This window comes from Cupriavidus sp. 09_S30 (assembly GCF_056930435.1).
Genome location: NZ_JBXOWI010000001.1, coordinates 1,901,982 through 1,919,189, shown reverse-complemented (window position 1 = coordinate 1,919,189; position 17,208 = coordinate 1,901,982). Strand labels below are relative to the sequence as shown.

Genomic DNA, 17,208 nt, shown 5'->3' with positions numbered 1-17,208 from the left:
CCTAAAGGCTAACTCCGTCCTATGAACGCCCCTCTTCTCCCCGACGACGCCCGGAAGGCGATGGAAGCCGTCTCGATCGATGACAAGTACGCGCTGGAGTCCGGCCGTGCCTTCATGAGCGGCGTTCAGGCGCTGGTCCGCCTGCCTTTGCTCCAACGCAAGCGCGATGCCATGGCCGGCCACAACACCGCTGCGTTCATCTCCGGCTACCGCGGCTCGCCGCTGGGCAGCTATGACCAGGCGATGTGGCAGGCCAAGAAGTACCTGGCCGACAACCATGTGGTCTTCAAGCCCGGCGTCAACGAGGAACTGGGCGTGACGGCGGTGTGGGGGTCGCAGCAACTGGAGTTCGATGCCGCCAGCAAGAAGTACGACGGCGTGTTCGGCATCTGGTATGGCAAGGGCCCGGGCGTGGACCGCAGCGGTGACGCGCTCAAGCACGCCAACCTGGCCGGCACCGCGCCGCTGGGCGGCGTGATCGCGCTGGCCGGCGACGACCATGTTTCCAAGAGCAGCACGCTGGCGCACCAGAGCGACCATACCTTCATGGCGTGCGGGCTGCCGGTATTCATTCCCTCCAGTGTCCAGGACATCCTGGACCTGGGCGTGCATGCCTTCGCCATGAGCCGCTTCAGCGGGCTGTGGGCCGGCATGAAGACGGTGCAGGAAGTGGTCGAATCAGGCGCTTCGGTGGTGACCGACGCCGACCGCGTGCGCATCGTGCTGCCCGAGGACTTCGCCATGCCGGAAGGCGGCCTGCATATCCGCTGGCCCGATGACCCGTTGGGGGCCGAGGCACGCATGATGGAGTACAAGTGGCCGGCGGCGCTGGCGTATGTGCGCGCCAACCGGCTCAACCGGAACGTGGTGGAAGGCCCGAACGACCGCCTGGGCATCATTGCCAGCGGCAAGGCGTACGCCGACACGCGCCAGGCGCTGCTCGACCTGGGCCTGGACGACGCCATGTGCCGCAGCCTGGGCATCCGCGTGCACAAGGTCAGCGTGGTGTGGCCGCTGGAGCCGGCCAGCGTGCGCGAGTTCGCGCAGGGTCTGCGCGAAGTGCTGGTGGTCGAGGAAAAGCGCCCCATCATCGAGCAGCAACTCAAGGACGAGCTGTACCACTGTCGCCCCGAGGCACGGCCGGCTGTGTTCGGCAAGTACGACCACAGCGAGGGCGCCGGCGGCGAATGGAGCCACGCCAAGCCCGCCGCAGACTGGCTGCTGCGCGCCAAGGCGGACCTGTCGCCGGCCCTGGTGGCCAAGGCAATCGCGCGCCGGCTCAAGGTGCTGGGCGTGCCGCCGGAGGTGGCCGCGCGCATGGATGTGCGCTTGAAGGAGATCGAGGCGAAGGAGCGTGCGACCGCCCAGGGCGATGCGCGCGGCACCGACCGCCTGCCGTGGTTCTGCCCCGGCTGCCCGCACAACACCAGCACCAAGGTGCCGGAAGGCTCGATTGCCATGGCCGGCATCGGCTGCCACGGCATGGTGACGTGGATGGACCGTTCGACCACGTCGTGGTCGCAGATGGGTGGCGAAGGCGTGCACTGGATGGGACAGTCGTCGTTCAGCAAGCGCTCCCACATGTTCGCCAACCTCGGCGACGGCACCTACAACCACTCCGGCCTGCTGGCCGTGCGCCAGTCGATCCACGCCGGCGTCAACCTCACCTACAAGATCCTGTTCAACAGCGCCGTGGCCATGACCGGCGGCCAGCCGGTGGACGGGCAGCTCGACGTGCCCGCCATGACGCGTGAGCTTGCCGCCGAAGGCGCCAGGCAGATCGTGGTGGTGACCGACGAGCCGGGCAAGTACGCGGCGGTCAACAACCTGGCCCAGGGGGTCACGGTGCGCCATCGCGACGAACTCGATACCGTGCAGCGCGAGCTGCGCGAAGTGGCCGGCGTCACCGTCATCATCTACGACCAGACCTGCGCCACCAAGAAGCGCCGCGAGCGCAAGCGCGGCACCATGGCCGATCCGGACAAGCGCGTGGTCATCAACGAGCTGGTCTGCGAAGGCTGCGGCGACTGTTCTGTAGAGAGCAACTGCCTGGCGGTGCAGCCGGTGGAGACCGAGTTCGGGCGCAAGCGCACGGTCAACCAGAACACCTGCAACAAGGACTTCTCCTGCACCAAGGGCTTCTGCCCGAGCTTTGTCACCGTCGAGGGCGGCCAACTGAAGAAGCCTGCCGCCTCCGGCAAGGGCCAGCTTCCCGCTCCCGGGGCCATTCCTGCGCCGACGCTGCCTGATGCCGGCACGCCGCGGCGCATCGTGGTGGCCGGCATCGGCGGCACGGGCATCGTCACCATCGGCGGCGTGCTCGGCATGGCCGCGCACCTGGAAGGCAAGGGCGTGATCACCCAGGATGCGACCGGCATGGCGCAGATGGGCGGCGCCACCTGGAGCCACATCCAGATCGCGGCGAGCCCCGAGGCACTGCACGCCAGCCGCGTCGATATTGCCATGGCGGACCTGGTGATCGCCTGCGATACGGTGGTGGCCGCCAGCAAGACGACGCTGGCGACGATGTCGCCAGAGCGGACCTACGTGGTGCTGAACAGCCACCTCACGCCGACCGCCGCCTTCGTGAACAACCCGGACTGGCAGCCCGAGGCCGAGCAGGCCGTGGGCCGGATCACGCAGGCCATCGGGACTGACCAGCTCGGCACCTTCGATGCCGAGAAGGTGGCGACGCAGTTGCTCGGCCAGTCGATCTTCGCCAACCTGCTGATGCTTGGCTACGCCTGGCAGAAGGGCACGGTGCCGCTGTCGCACGAGGCACTGATGCGCGCTATTGAACTCAACGGCGTGCAGGTGGAAAGCAACAAGGCTGCGTTCGAATGGGGGCGCCTGTGCGCGCACGACCTGAGCCAGGTGCCGGTGCGCTCTGCCGACGCCCAGGTGATCCAGTTCGCCCGCAAGCCGTCGGTGGAGGATCTCATGCGCAAGCACGCGGAGTTCCTGACCGGCTACCAGAACCGCGCCTACGCCGCGCAGTACGAGGCGTTTGTCGGCAAGGTCAAGACGGCTGAGAAAGCCATCGGCGGCAGCCGGCTCACGGAAGCGGTGGCCCGCTCCTTGTTCAAGCTGATGGCATACAAGGATGAGTACGAGGTCGCGCGCCTGCATACCGGCGCCGCCTTCCGCAAGCAGATTGAAGAGATGTTCGAAGGCAATGTTCGCCTGGTGCATCACCTTGCGCCGCCGCTGTTCGCGAAGAAGAACGAGAAGGGCGAACTCGTCAAGGGAACGTATGGCCCGTGGATGCGCACTGCCTTCGGCGTGCTGGCCAGGTTCAAGGGCCTGCGCGGCACGGCGTTCGACCCGTTCGGCTACACCGCCGAGCGCAAGGAAGAGCGCGCGCTCATCGGCGAATACCGCCGCTGCGTCGAGGAACTGCTGCGCTCTGTCTCAAAGCAGAACCTGGACCAGGCCCTGGAGATCGCCAGGCTTCCGCAGGAAATCCGCGGCTTCGGCCACGTCAGGGCGCGCAACCTGGCCGCCACGCGCACCAGGTGGGAACGGCTGATGTCGCAATGGCGCAGGCAGGAAGTGCAGTGCGACGCCCGGAAGCCAAACGTGGCGGCTTGAAGTACAGGAAGCAGACGGCGTAGCGAAGACCCCGGGGCATCCACCGGGGAACGCAAGGAGACACAAGATGAAATCCGTACTGCACCGCGTTGGGCAGGCCGTGGGCGCCATTACGCTCGCAATGTGCGCTGCTGGCGCACTCGCCCAGGGCGCATACCCGAACCACCCCATCCGCATCATCGTCCCCTGGCCAGGAGGCGGCAGCGTGGACATTGCCACGCGTGTCGTTGCCGAGCAGTTGTCTGCCAGGCTGGGGCAGCCTGTGGTGGTGGAGAACCGCCCCGGCGCATCCGGCAATATCGGCGCGGCGGCTGCCGCAAAGGCGACCCCGGATGGGTACACGCTGCTGGTGGCCACCCCGCCGATGATCGTCAATCGCAGCCTTTACAGCAGCCTGCCGTTCGACCTGCAGAAGGATTTCGTGCCGGTCAGCATGCTGGTCAATGTCAGCTATGTCCTGGTGGCGAATCCATCCGTGGCCAGTTCGGTCCAGGATCTGGTCGCGAAGGCCAAGGCAAGGCCCGGACAGATGAGCTATGCGTCCTCGGGTCCCGGCACGCCACTCCATCTGATCGGCGAAGCCTTCAAAAGGCAGGCCGGCGTCAACATCGTGCACACACCCTACAAGGGCGCACCGCCGGCGCTGGCAGATGTGATCGGAGGCCACGTCCAGATGATGTTCCCGGGCCTTCCGGTGGTTGAGCCTCTCATCAAGTCGGGCCATGTCAAGGCATTGGCGGTAGTAAGCAAGCATCGGCTGGCCCTGCTGCCGGATGTCCCGACGCTGGACGAAGCCGGCGTCCCGGGCATTGAAGAAACCGACTGGTATGGGCTGGTGGCGCCCAGAGGCACGCCTGCGAACGTCGTAGCCAGGCTGAACGAAGAAATCGTGAAGGTCATGAAGGCGCCGGGTGTTCGCCAGTCCCTGGCGAGCCGGGGCTTTGAACCAACTGGAAGCACACCCCAGGAGTTTGCCGCCCTGATCGAGGTTGAACAGCGCAAGTGGCCTGACGTGGTGAGGCAGGCAGGGCTCAAGCCCGAATAGCAGAACAGAAAAGCCATGCCCACCCCGATTCCGGAGGCGATACAAGCAAGACGAGACCATCTGTAAAGGCGCACAGCTTCCGGTGCCGACCCGCATGACACGGACGGCGCCCGCAGCCCCAGTCAGACTTGGACCAATACGCGCGGCGGCCGTGCACTCCACCTACAACATCGCCGCGCCAGGAGACAGCAATGCCCATCGAACCCACCACCATGGTCGCACCGCCACAGGCGCCAGCGCCGGCCGATCGCCAGGCCAAGCCTATGTCCAAGGCGTCCGCCATCACGGCCATCACCATCGGCGGCGCCCTGGAGTTGTATGACTCAGGGGTGTACAACTTCTTTGCCACCCTGATCATTCCGCTGTACTTCCCCGTGGGGAATCCGCTCGGCCAGCTGTTGCTATCCTTCGGCACCTTCGGCGCGGGTTATCTGATGCGCCCGCTCGGCGGGCTGGTGATCGGCGCGTATGCTGACCGCCGCGGCCGCAAGCCGGCTGTGCTGCTCTCGATGTGGCTGATGGCCCTCAGTGCGCTGATCCTGGTGGTCACGCCGCCGTATGCGCAGCTTGGCATCGTCGCGCCCGTGCTGATGATCGTGGCGCGCCTGGTCCAGGGCTTTGCGATCGGCGGCGAGATGGGCTCTGCCAGCGCCATGCTGCTGGAATACGCCGATGAGCGGTCGCGCGGCTTCTACACCAGCTGGCAGACGGCCAGCCAGGGCGTCGCCGCGGTATTCGCGGCACTGGTGGCGCTTGCGCTCAGCCATTCGCTTTCCCCTTCCGCGCTCGAGTCCTGGGGCTGGCGCATTGCCTTCCTGATCGGCATCCTGGTGATCCCCATCGGGCAGATCATCCGTCGCCGCCTGGAGGAAACCCTGACCCCGGCCCCGCGTGGCAAGAAGGCGGCGTCAGCAGGATGGCAGCTGATGCGTCAGCACCGGCGCGAGCTGGCCGCCAGCGTGCTGCTGATGACCGGCCTGGCCGCGGCCGTGCACCTGATTGCCTACTACCTGCCCAACTATGCTTCGTTCCAGTTGGGAATCCCGCGCGGTGACGCGGTCTGGGCCGGCTTCGTGGCCGCTGCGATGATGGTGGTGTTCGGCCCCATCGCCGGCTGGATGAGCGACCGGATTGGCCGCCGCAAGATGGTGTGGTGGACGCGTATCGCGCTGCTGCTGATGGCCTACCCGGCGTTTGCGCTGCTCAACGCCTTCCCCTCCCTGCCCTGCCTGCTGGTGGTGGTCGCCTGCCTCGCCATTCCGATGGGGATGACGTCTCCCGCTACGCTGGTGCTGGTGAGCGAGGTGCTGCCGCAGCGCCTGCGCGCCACCGGCATGGCCGTGACTTACTACGTGGCCATCGCGGTATTCGGCGGCTTCGCCCAGCTGTTCTCTACCGTGCTGATCCACCTGACGGGCAGCCCCAATGCACCGGCGTTCTACCTGATGGGCTGTGGACTAGTTTCGCTGCTCGGGCTCGCCATGGTGCCTGAGACCCTTGGCCGACGCCTGTCGTGATTGCAATACCCCGAATACCGGCGGCGCCTCCAACAGAAAGCTGCCCCGCACAGGAGACCTCGCCGGGCGCTTGCCGGGTCCGGGAACGGTCTACCTGGGGCAGAACGTGCGCTTCAAGGCGCCGGTCAAGCCCGGCGACACGGTGCGCGCGACCGTGACAGTCAGGGAGATGTTCCCCGAAAAGCGCCGCGTCTTGCTGAACACAGTGTGCACGGTCAACGGCAAAGTCGTCATCGAGGGCGACGCCACGGTCATGCCGACTTCAGCAAGGGACCACCAGAAGTAGCTCATTCACCACCAAACAGGCACAGGTTTAAGCAAGCAGAGCTTTCTTGTTTCTTAATATGCACGGGTGAGAGCTCGGCTGGCAGCGAGCAAGGCACGGCTATGCAAGGTGATGTCGCTGCGCCAAGTGCGCTGGCCTGGCCTGGAAACCGATCGCGCCAACTATTCCTGCGGCCCTCCATGGCTGTTTCATAATGTAGGAAGACGTCTTGGGCCAATTGTGGTCGCCACGGCGTCCGTCCTCTTTCCGCGATGAGGGTCGGAGATTCGGAACTTGGAATCGCGCGGCTAACTGAATGCTTCCAGGCGGAAATGCCCGCTTCGATGAGATGACGCCAGGCCTTTGCCTGCGCCGATTTGCCCTGTGCCGTCGCCTCGCCTAGGCATTGCAGACCCCATTGCCATCCCCAAGGAGAGTGAAATGAACCGCGATCAACAGATCCAGGCTCTGCAAAAGGATTGGGACACCAATCCCCGCTGGAAGGGCATCAAGCGCAACTACACCGCGGAAGACGTGGTGCGCCTGCGCGGTTCGGTCCAGGTCGAGCATACGCTGGCCCGCCGTGGCTCCGAGAAGCTGTGGAACCTGCTGAACACCGAGCCTTTCGTCAACTCGCTCGGCGCGCTGACCGGCAACCAGGCCATGCAGCAGGTCAAGGCCGGCCTGAAGGCCATCTACCTGTCCGGCTGGCAAGTTGCCGGCGACGCCAACCTGGCCGGTGAAATGTATCCCGACCAGTCGCTGTATCCGGCCAACTCGGTGCCGATGGTGGTCAAGCGCATCAACAACACCTTCCAGCGCGCCGACCAGATCCAGTGGAGCGAAGGCAAGGGCGACACCGACTTCTTCGCACCCATCGTGGCCGACGCCGAAGCCGGCTTCGGCGGCGTGCTGAACGCCTTCGAACTGATGAAGTCCATGATCGAAGCGGGCGCCGCTGGCGTGCACTTCGAAGACCAGCTCGCTTCGGTGAAGAAGTGCGGCCACATGGGCGGCAAGGTGCTGGTGCCGACCCGCGAAGCCGTCGCCAAGCTGACCGCAGCCCGCCTGGCCGCCGACGTCTCGGGCGTGCCGACCCTGGTGATCGCCCGTACCGACGCTGAGGCCGCCGACCTGCTGACCTCCGACGTGGACGACAACGATAAGCCGTTCTGCACCGGCGAGCGTACCGTGGAAGGCTTCTACCGCGTGCGCATTGGCCTGGAGCAGTCGATCTCGCGCGCCCTGGCCTACGCGGAAGTGGCTGACCTGGTGTGGTGCGAAACCGGCAAGCCGGACCTCGAGTTCGCCAAGAAGTTTGCCGAAGCCGTGCACGCCAAGTTCCCGGGCAAGATGCTGGCCTACAACTGCTCGCCCTCATTCAACTGGAAGAAGAACCTCGACGACGACACCATCGCCAAGTTCCAAAAGGAACTGGGCGCCATGGGCTACAAGTTCCAGTTCATCACGCTGGCCGGCTTCCACTCGCTGAACTACTCGATGTTCAACCTGGCCTACGGCTATGCCCGTAACCAGATGCGCGCGTTCGTGGAACTGCAGGAGGCCGAGTTCAAGGCCGCCGAGAAAGGCTTCACCGCTGTGAAGCACCAACGTGAAGTCGGCACAGGCTATTTCGACGCCGTCACCCAGACCATCGAAGGTGGGATGTCGTCGACAACGGCACTGAAGGGCTCGACCGAAGACGAGCAGTTCTTCGAAGACGATTAAGCTTGGTGCGGGTCGGGGCGCGCGATGGGCGTCGCCCCACCCCTATGCTCGGCGCATCTTCGGTCGGTCGCCAATATCTCGTGCCGCGCCGTGCGCGACGGCAGCGACCGGGTCATCACCGCCAGCAAGTACTGGTGCACCTGCCGACCAGCCCGACTTCATCCTGGTGATCTGCCGCACCGGCCCGGTCATCGACCCGAAGGCGCGCCACAAGGGCCTGCCCGCCTAAGCGGAGGCATTCCACCATCCCACGCTGTCACGTACGCAATCCTCGCCCGATCATGTCTGTCAGAGTTCGCCTAATGCCATCGATCGTTGTATTTCCCGTCGGAAAGAGAAACTGAGCAGAAACTCCACGCATGGCCCCAATGATGGCTGCGGCTTCAGCGCAAGGGTCAATGTCAGGACGAATGGTGCCGTCCGCGATACCCCGGCGGAGATGGTCCTCCACAATACGGACCGACTCCGCGTTGAGACGCTCCAATGCTTCCGTGACGGGACCGGGCGATGCAAGACGTTCCGACAGCAGCACATGGAAGGCGCGCAAGGTGGTGTCGTAGGAGGGATCTCGCCCGAGATAGAAGCCGACGATGTTCACTACGGTGTCCAATCCCGGCTGCTCTTGCGCGATGGCATTTCTTGCATACCGCATATCCATGCCGATCTGCTCGACTATGGCGACCAACAGCCCTTCCTTGTCACCAAAGCGGTGTGCGGCAAGTCCTCGACTGTAACCAGCGCGCTCCCCCGCGTCGGTCAAGGTTAGGCCGGCCACGCCCTTTTCGCACAGGAGCGCCATGGCGCTGTCCATGATGCGGCGCGCCGCTTCCTCGCGGCGTTCCTTCTGTGTGCGCCTGGCACGAGGCTGCGGCATTTCGGTCGAGGCGGTGTCTTCGATGGCCATCCCAAAAAACTCCTGAACTGGGCGAAATGATACCAGCGACGTACTGGGCACATCGCAAGCCAATCCTCGGGAATACACTTATTTGTTCCCGTACAAACAAATAATATTCTTCGCACATCGGTTGCGACGTAGTGAATTGCACGCCGAACGAAAAGGAGACAGCCGTGAAGAGATTGCATCGAGTACTTGGTATCGCGAGTTCCGTCATGTGTCTTATGCTGCCCTACATGCGAGCATCGGCGGCTGAAGACACTGTCGGCACCTTTCCCCGAAAGCCCGTTCATTTGATCGTGCCAAGTGCTCCTGGCGCGGGTGCCGATTACATTGCCCGGCTCGTCGCCGACAAGCTCAGCAAGCTATGGGGACAGCCGGTCGTCGTGGAGAACAAACCCGGTGCTAGCAGTGTGATTGGAACAACGGCGGTGGTGCGTTCTCAGCCTGACGGATACACGCTTTTGTTCACGTGGACCGCCCTGATTCAATCGGCGGTGCAAAAGACCCGCCCGCCTTACGATGTTTTTGTTGACCTTGCACCGGTTTGCGAGGTGGCACGTTCGAGCTTCGTCCTGATGGCAACCAGTTCGCTTCCGGCCAACAACGCCAAGGAACTCGTTGCGCTGGCGAAACAACGTCCCGGCGGGCTCAGCTATGGTTCCTATGGCACCGGGACTTCATCGCATATTCTGGCTGAGCTCTTCAAACAGACGACCGGCATCAACATGCTCCATGTCCCTTACAAGGGCGGCGGGCCTTTGCTGGCAGACCTGCAGGCGGGGCACGTTCCAGTGGGATTCTTCGACTTCGCCAGCGCGCGCACGGCTGCCGGAAACGGACGCCTCAAGCTGCTCGCGATCACCAGCAGCGAACGCTCACCCTATTTCAAATCGACGCCAACATTCAGCGAACTTGGCATCCAAGGACTGGATCTCGAAGGCTGGTTCGGCATCCTTGCACCACGCAAGACTGATGCGCGCCTCGTGCAGAAGATAGGCCAGGACGCCGCCAAAGCCATTCGCGACCCGGACGTCATGCGAAAGCTCGAAGACCTCGGCGTAACGGTCGTGGCAAGTGGTCCCGATGCGTTTGAGGCCAAGCTGCGCCGAGACGAGGCCAAATGGAGAAAGATCATTACCCAGGCGTCGATTCAGGCTGAGTAAGCCAGACGATGGTGCCACATACTATAAAACCTGCACTATGACGATCCAGCAAACTTGTTCTTTCTTCACGCTGACTCTCGCCGCCTTGCGGCGTTACCCCGATCGCATTGCGTTTAAATGGGCTGGAGGCGAGATGACTTACCGCCAGGCACTTTGGCACATTGGTCGGGTGCAGGCGTCGTTGCATCGGCACGGCATCGGATCGGGCATGCGCGTGGGATTGCTGTCGTCCAATCGGGCCGATATGTGGTGTGCGGGCATCGCTGTGCAAGGGCTGGGGGCCACCGCATCCTGGCTGCACCCGAAGGGCTCGCTGGAGGCGCACTGTTACCAGTTGGAGGATGCCGAAGTTGCAGCCGTGATTGTCGATGCTGACCATTACGGTCAACGCTGCAGCGAATTCGCCTCGCGCGTTCCCGATGTGCTTGTGCTGACGATGGCCAAAGCAGATGGCAGCGCCGAATTGCTGTCGTCGTTGGACGGCACGTCGCCCGAGCCCATCGACCTTTCCGTTGCAGCGGATATCGCAACGCTTTCCTACACCGGAGGCACCACGGGGCGGCAAAAAGGCGTAGCCAAGACCGGTGCAGCGGGAACACATGTCGCCCTGCAACTGCAGGGTTGCTTCGACATGCCCACCGCCCCGCGTTACCTGGCTGTGGCACCAATCAGCCACGTAACGGGAACCAATGTGGTGCCGACCTTATTGCGGGGCGGTACTGTGCATCTGCTGGCCAGCTTCGATGTTGATGAGGTTCTAGCGACTATTGTCCGCGAACGCATCAATACGATGATGATGGTACCGACGATGATCTATGGTCTGTTGGATCATCCGAGTTTCGACGCGTTCGACTTGTCGTCACTGGAACTCCTGCTATATGCCGGTGCCCCCATTTCCCAACCGCGCCTGCAAGAGGGCCTGGAGCGGCTCGGGCCAGTGTTTTGCCAGCTCTATGGGCAATCCGAATGCTCTCCTATCGCGGCCCTCCGCAAAGGCGATCACGACCTGGGCAAGCCAGAGCGACTCGAGGCATGCGGCTTTCCCGTGACGGGTACCGAGGTACGTTTGCTCGACGACGACAATCGCGAGGTTCCGCCTTGCGAGCCAGGCGAGATTTGCGTGCGCAGCCCAGCAGCCATGAGCGGCTATTGGCGCCAGCCTGAACTTACTGCGCAGGCCTTCGCTGGTGGCTGGCTACGCACCGGGGATATTGCGCGGGCCGACGAGACGGGCCTGTTGTATATCGTCGATCGCAAAAAGGACATGATCGTCAGCGGGGGATTCAACGTTTATCCGCGCGAAGTTGAGGATGCGCTAGAGACTCATCCCGCCGTCCGCATGGGCGCCGTCATTGGCGTGCCCGATCCGAAATGGGGGGAGGCAGTCACCGCCTACATCGTGTTGCGTGCCGGAAGGACCGCAACAGAGGAAGAGCTGATCCGCCATGTAAAAGCGCTCAAAGGCAGTATCAACGCGCCGAAGCATATCGAGTTCGTGGAGAACTTGCCGCTCACTGCGCTCGGCAAACTGGACAAGAAGGCGATTCGTGCCAAGCACTGGCAAGGCCAGTCCCGCAATGTCGGATGACACCTGTCTCATGACTCAATCAAGATATTCCATGCGCAACTTGCCCTCCTTTCCCTCCCGCCTGCCGGATGCCATTACCCGTCGGCTTGCACTGCCATTGATCGCTGCCCCGATGTTTCGCGTTTCGGGACCGGATCTCGTCACGGCAGCGTGCCGCGCCGGGGTAATTGGCGCCTTTCCGACCGCCAATTGCCGTTCGACGGCGGAACTCGACGCATGGCTAGAACATTTCAATGAGGCGCTGCAGCCCAGTGACGCTCCGTTCTGCCCAAACTTGATCATGCGACGGGAGTCGCTACACGATGAACTGGATTGCCTGCTGCGGCACCGGGTTGAGATGGTGATCACTAGCGTCGGCGCGCCCGACCCTGTCATCGGGCCCCTCCATGAAATCGGCTGCCTGGTATTCGCCGACGTCGCGTCGGTACGCCATGCCCGCAAGGCCGTGGCGGCCGGCGCGGACGGACTCATCCTGCTGACCGCCGGCGCGGGTGGGCAGACCGGCTGGGCCAATGGCTTCGCCTTTTTGCGCGCCGTGCGCAGCTTCTTCGATGGGCCCGTCGTACTGGCTGGCGGAATCTCGGACGGCGTCGGTTTGCTCTCCGCTCAAGTACTTGGCTGCGACTTGGCCTATATGGGTACCAAGTTCATCGCCACGCGGGAAAGTATGGCAGTGGAGGGATACAAGGAGATGTTGGTATCAAGCGAGCTCGACGATGTGCTGCTTTCTCGAGCGTTCACCGGCCTCGAGACCAATACCCTGAAGCCATCCATCATCGCCAGCGGATTGGATCCGAAAAATTTGCCTTCTGATATGACGAAAGAGCGAGCCGACGCGCTTTACGGCAGCCAAGGCACGGAGGGGATCAAGCGCTGGCGCGATATCTGGAGCGCAGGTCATTCCGTTTCAGGGGTAGACCGGATAGAGACGGTGCGCGGGCTCGTCGCACGCACATGCGATGAATACCAGGCAGCATGCGAGGCAACCTCGCGGGCCCTATGCGGCGCCACGCCAGTAGCCTAGGAGCAGGAGTCGCGAAAAATCTACCAGTCGCACTAATGCTGTCACTCGACAACAGGTGTCGGAAGACATAAATATTGAATTACACGTTACTGATCAATTGGCGATTTTTATCTTTTTATGTCGCTTGAGTCGAGGTGACGCGACAGAATTCCAGCTCAAATCTAGCAGCTGAGACACAATTGTCGGAATTTCTCGGAATCTAGACTGCAGGACTTTCTCTATCATGCCTGTTGCCCACCTCCGTTTCGTCGATCAGAAGATTCACCTGCCTTGCAATCTCTGGCGTCAGGCATTTTGACGCTGCCACCAGGAAGGAGTGAAAACTAATGGTGCTCAATGTGGTCGCCGGCCTATCTTTTTCAACAACCCATGGGTAGGTTAGCGCTGCTTCGGCGAGGTGTTTTCGAAATCGCTTTGGCCAATCGATAAGCGCGTCTCTGACCACGCTACTAATAAAGGGATTCGGAGGCTCGCCAAGCAGCGAATGGAGATCCACGACCATCTCTATCGCGTCGACGATACCTAAAGACCGAATCCAAAGCGGCAATGACCGCCGATTGCTCTCGACTTTCCGTCTAATTGTAACGCTCTTGAAATAGGATCCGAGTATCAACTCCCATACCGCGGAATCTGCGCGAACGCTTATCACCGGTGTTTCCCTAACATCAAATCCACAAGCACATTGGTGACAAAGAACCATAGCTGGCTGTACTAGTCGGCCACAAGCATGGCATTTATGAAGCAATGGCTCCAAATGAACTGGGCATATAAGGCATTCATAATAATCTACTATCCACAATTGGTAGCCAAACTCCTTAGCGCACCCACAACAATATTTAACATAGCGATTCTCAAATTTTCTTCCCGGAGCGCGTTGATATTTATCTGTTTCGATGAACGGAACTTCATGGTACGCCAAATCATTCAACCTACCCATGACACCAAACCATTGGCGGATACGCCAGCGCTCAAAGAATGGAATTCGCGGCCGATGACCGTTCGCACAATACACGCGATGGATGTACATCCGTACGCTTTCGTCAAGCCTCGCTGGTGGTCTGAGTGGGAAATCGCATAGTGCGAATCCTGTGCGCGTCTTCATATCACCCGTCCCTTATAAACGGTCGATAAGACTTGGCGCCGAAACCTTCTTGGCAATGGGTGGTTCGTAGAATGGCTCCCCGTAGCTATTTAGCATTCGCCCACAGAAATTCTTCGAGAAGGGATTGTTTTCAGCGACACCCTCATACCAGATCTCCACTTTGAAAGCTTGCTCCAGAAGGGTGTTATCGATGACACAAAGATCATTCTTGTGAGCCAATAGCAGCGCACGGGCTAGCAGACTCGCGAGATACCCTACCCTTCCATCTGTCGCGTAATAGAACTTCCTCAGGTCGTCCGCGGATGCATCCGGCCGCAATGCGCAACGCAGCGGCATACTATCAAGGAATGACACAACAACCCCGGCAAATTCATTGACATCGGCTTCGGCTTCTTCATCAAGATCGAACCGCCCCAGGTACAAAGTTGCGCTAAATCGCCTCCGTAACTGCTCATTAGCATTGACTAGATGCTGAGTACGTGGCAACCCGACCAACATTATCGGACATCCGACTATATTAGTTAAGGATTTAATCCAGTCCGCAACCTTCGAAATGGTCAGGATTTTTCCGCGATCATGAACATGCTGCATCTCGTCCAGAATAATCAGCAACACACCACACCCCCTCGCCAAACAACCCAATCGATCTGTTTTTTCGATAACTGTTCCGACCCTAGGCCCAGGATCCCCAAGAATATTCAGCAACCCCTCGACTAGCGCGCTAATTGTCGCAAGAGCGGGAATTTCCATATATAGGATCGGAACAATGTTGCGCTCACGCTCCCTTCTACCTTTATTTGTCGAGACGATCAGCTTGCACAAGGTAGACTTCCCACAACCCGACGAACCCAGGACAAGATGGTTTTCTGCAATCCCGACAGTCCGATAAAGCTCAATTGCCTGACAAATCTGGTCGTATGCATTTTTGAAGCGCGGGAACATGAATACATTACTCTTCATGGAGGCGATCGCCTTCAAAAATTCCTGCGGCAATATTTTTCCCATGGTTCGTCTCCGTAGCTAACGAATCCGCATTCTTGGAAAAGGTTTGATCCCGCACAGCGTGGGGTTTTTGCTCACCCCCCGCCGTTGAGATTCCCGGCCATTGGTATGTGCTTCATCTGGAAGGAGTCTCTTGGCCGGTCTGAGCACTATTGGCACCATGAATGCGCGCAAACTTCTTGCGTGAGCGTAGGCTTCGGTTGCTCATGAGATCGCGCATTGCTTGAGCCAATTCCGACTTGGCATACAAGAGCGACGACTCGCGCTGTTCGTCCATCCGGTGCTCCCTGACAATCGCGCGAATCAACCTGTGTTGGATCAACGTGAGGCCGTCGGCGTAGTCGACCCAAACTGCAGGTGCAACGAACGGGGCGTTTTCGCCGGGCGCCCATACCAGAATCTTGCCGAGATCCTCTGGGTCATACACCACGCGAACACTGACGCCTTCACGGAAGCGCTGCATGATCGAAATCAACGCGTCAGCGCTGTACCGGAGACCTGCCAGCGTAACGCCGTCATGTCGGACATGGCGTGTCGTGGGAATTCCAAGCGCAGGCATCAAGTGGATGGCTTCCTGCGGCAAGCGAGGAGGATTTGCTGCCGCCGACGCCTCCCAGACTTGGTACGGAGCCGCGTCAAGACTCCTATGCGGCGTTTGCGCGTACACGTCGAGCAGCCACTTCTCCAAGACGTGCTTAAGTTCGCCTAGCGTCAGGATGGCGTGTTTAAGGGGATCGTAGTCCCCTCGCTGCGTGAAATGAGCCAGGCTTGTGCCGGGCAGACAATGCGCGAAGCCATAGTTCAACGTTTTGAGAAAGCGCTCGATGGTCCCCTTGAAACGAGGCTGTCGTACTGGGCAATACGACACATCCATATTCAATTCGAAGCCCGCTCTTTCCAGCGCGTCGCTATGAAACTCCAAGCCATTGTCCACTACCAGGCGGTGGATCAAGCCATAGCAAGGCCACTGATGATTCACATGCAGACCCGGAATGACACTCGCTGCAGGTCGCTTTGGGAGAATCGCATGTCGAAGTGCTTTCAGCACCGCGTTCGTCGATGGTCCACCGAAACTCAAGTAGTAGCCTGTCGGCATGCGGCTGTAGTGATCAATGAGCATTGTCAACAGCGGCCTTCCCCAGGGCAGAAGGGTCTTGTCGTCAACAACGAATACGTCCATCGGCGTATGGTCAATCTCCACCCGTTCTAGTATTCCCTTCGTCCTCACGCTATGACTGGTCAGTTTGATCTTGCGACGCCCATGGCCGGCGCCTGCCTCGCTGCTGGTCAAACCATATTCCTCAAGACGAGGCGCGATTCGATACAGCGTGCGACGAGTCGGCATCTTCAGCTGCTGTTGTACCGGCCGCCCGTAGTTCTCTTGTTCGATTAGCACACGCAGTTCCGCCTCGACATCTGCCATGCTGCTGCGCTGCATAGTCTTGGACGTTTGATCAAGCGCCTGCGCAAACAGTGCGAGGACCTCGGCGCTGGTATGCGGCTTGGTGGGCCCACGTCGGTGGTATTGCGGGACCAGCGCGCGTACGTCATTGGCGAGCAAAAGGCGGCGGTGCCAGCGGTAAAGCGTGCTGACAGCGGGCGGCTTGCTATCCCGAAACACCTCGGCGGCAGCCCGGATCAGCTCGCCCATCTGCGCGCTACTCCAGGGAACCCCTCCCGCTTCAGCGAGATAGTCCAGATACCGCTTTCGCTTGAATGCTTCCGCCTTGACCGCGTCAGGCAAGTCGTCAAGAGGCCGCTCGTATCTGACCGGTTTCACAGAATGCGCTGGGGCCACATCGCATCCAACAAGCTTCCCCGTCAAGTACTGATCCAGCAGGTCCTCTGTGCTACATGTGTAGGCGCGGCCGGTCCGTAGGTCTTCTAAGACAACCGCACCGTCTGTGGCAATTCGCACGATCCTGACCGGAGCTTGTTCTCGCTCAAACACTGTGCCCTTCCGAATTGAGAATCCAGCCATGATGTCCTCCATTGCATGTCCGATCTGGGTGTCAGCGGACATCGTCGAATCAAAGGAGTACGACGCATCACCGACAACGAGCGACGGATGCAAATCGAGGCCTGCTTGCGCCGACCGATGGATGTCGTACTTCGCTCCACGAAAGGCGAACGAAGACCTCACCACGACCCTTTTTGGTCTAGCGTGCAGACGATCTCTAACGGTAAACGGGGGGAGGGCTTGACGCCCGGGTGGGACACGTTCAGACTGGAGTTGCCGAAACTCGAGGTTTCAACGTAAATCTCGACCCAAGCGCCGCAAGCCT

General features: G+C 60.9%; 11 protein-coding genes and 1 pseudogene. 8 read left to right on the top strand and 4 right to left on the bottom strand.

Annotated elements, in window-relative coordinates:
- Window positions 1–21 precede the first annotated feature (21 nt).
- The 5 genes and pseudogenes from AC1Z3O_RS09190 (at window position 22) to aceA (ending at window position 8,146) form a co-directional block, all read left to right on the top strand.
- On the top strand, window positions 22–3,591 hold the full coding sequence (locus tag AC1Z3O_RS09190; RefSeq protein ID WP_483515348.1) for an indolepyruvate ferredoxin oxidoreductase family protein: 3,570 nt from the start codon (window positions 22–24) through the stop codon (window positions 3,589–3,591).
- Window positions 3,592–3,658: 67 nt separating this feature from the next.
- Window positions 3,659–4,636 carry a Bug family tripartite tricarboxylate transporter substrate binding protein gene (locus tag AC1Z3O_RS09185; protein WP_483515346.1) on the top strand — a complete coding sequence of 326 codons (978 nt, stop codon included), beginning with the start codon at window positions 3,659–3,661 and terminating at the stop codon, window positions 4,634–4,636.
- A 191-nt stretch (window positions 4,637–4,827) separates the two neighbouring features.
- A complete protein-coding gene (locus AC1Z3O_RS09180) occupies window positions 4,828–6,153 on the top strand; it encodes an MFS transporter (protein WP_483515344.1) in 1,326 nt (441 codons plus the stop codon).
- A gap of 58 nt (window positions 6,154–6,211) precedes the next feature.
- A pseudogene (locus AC1Z3O_RS09175) lies at window positions 6,212–6,439 on the top strand (hotdog family protein); the annotation flags it as partial.
- Between the two features lie 420 nt (window positions 6,440–6,859).
- Window positions 6,860–8,146: an isocitrate lyase gene (gene aceA, locus AC1Z3O_RS09170; protein ID WP_483515342.1), complete on the top strand. Its 1,287-nt coding sequence runs from the start codon at window positions 6,860–6,862 to the stop codon at window positions 8,144–8,146.
- Window positions 8,147–8,402: 256 nt separating this feature from the next.
- Here the strand turns inward: aceA and AC1Z3O_RS09165 are convergent, their stop codons facing one another.
- A complete protein-coding gene (locus AC1Z3O_RS09165) occupies window positions 8,403–9,050 on the bottom strand; it encodes a TetR/AcrR family transcriptional regulator (RefSeq protein WP_483515340.1) in 648 nt (215 codons plus the stop codon).
- A 164-nt stretch (window positions 9,051–9,214) separates the two neighbouring features.
- Between AC1Z3O_RS09165 and AC1Z3O_RS09160 the strand changes: the two genes are divergently transcribed.
- Genes AC1Z3O_RS09160 through AC1Z3O_RS09150 form a run of 3 tightly spaced genes read left to right on the top strand, consistent with a single transcriptional unit; the run spans window position 9,215 to window position 12,819 of the window.
- The gene (locus AC1Z3O_RS09160; protein ID WP_483515338.1) at window positions 9,215–10,207 is read left to right on the top strand and encodes a Bug family tripartite tricarboxylate transporter substrate binding protein; all 993 of its coding nucleotides are present in this window, start codon (window positions 9,215–9,217) and stop codon (window positions 10,205–10,207) included.
- 37 nt (window positions 10,208–10,244) lie between these two features.
- Window positions 10,245–11,795, top strand: a complete 1,551-nt coding sequence (locus AC1Z3O_RS09155; RefSeq protein ID WP_483515337.1) for an AMP-binding protein — start codon at window positions 10,245–10,247, stop codon at window positions 11,793–11,795.
- Window positions 11,796–11,826: 31 nt separating this feature from the next.
- Window positions 11,827–12,819, top strand: a complete 993-nt coding sequence (locus AC1Z3O_RS09150) for an NAD(P)H-dependent flavin oxidoreductase (protein ID WP_483515335.1) — start codon at window positions 11,827–11,829, stop codon at window positions 12,817–12,819.
- Between the two features lie 199 nt (window positions 12,820–13,018).
- Here the strand turns inward: AC1Z3O_RS09150 and AC1Z3O_RS09145 are convergent, their stop codons facing one another.
- The 3 genes from AC1Z3O_RS09145 to AC1Z3O_RS09135 all read right to left on the bottom strand — a co-directional run bounded on the left by AC1Z3O_RS09145 (window position 13,019) and on the right by AC1Z3O_RS09135 (window position 16,574).
- On the bottom strand, window positions 13,019–13,321 hold the full coding sequence (locus AC1Z3O_RS09145; RefSeq protein ID WP_483515333.1) for a hypothetical protein: 303 nt from the start codon (window positions 13,319–13,321) through the stop codon (window positions 13,019–13,021).
- Window positions 13,322–13,933: 612 nt separating this feature from the next.
- Window positions 13,934–14,926, bottom strand: coding sequence for a TniB family NTP-binding protein (locus tag AC1Z3O_RS09140; RefSeq protein ID WP_483515331.1), 993 nt, complete (start codon window positions 14,924–14,926; stop codon window positions 13,934–13,936).
- Window positions 14,927–15,038: 112 nt separating this feature from the next.
- Complete coding sequence (locus AC1Z3O_RS09135; protein WP_483515329.1) at window positions 15,039–16,574, bottom strand: transposase; 1,536 nt, start codon at window positions 16,572–16,574, stop codon at window positions 15,039–15,041.
- Between the last annotated feature and the right edge of the window lie 634 nt (window positions 16,575–17,208).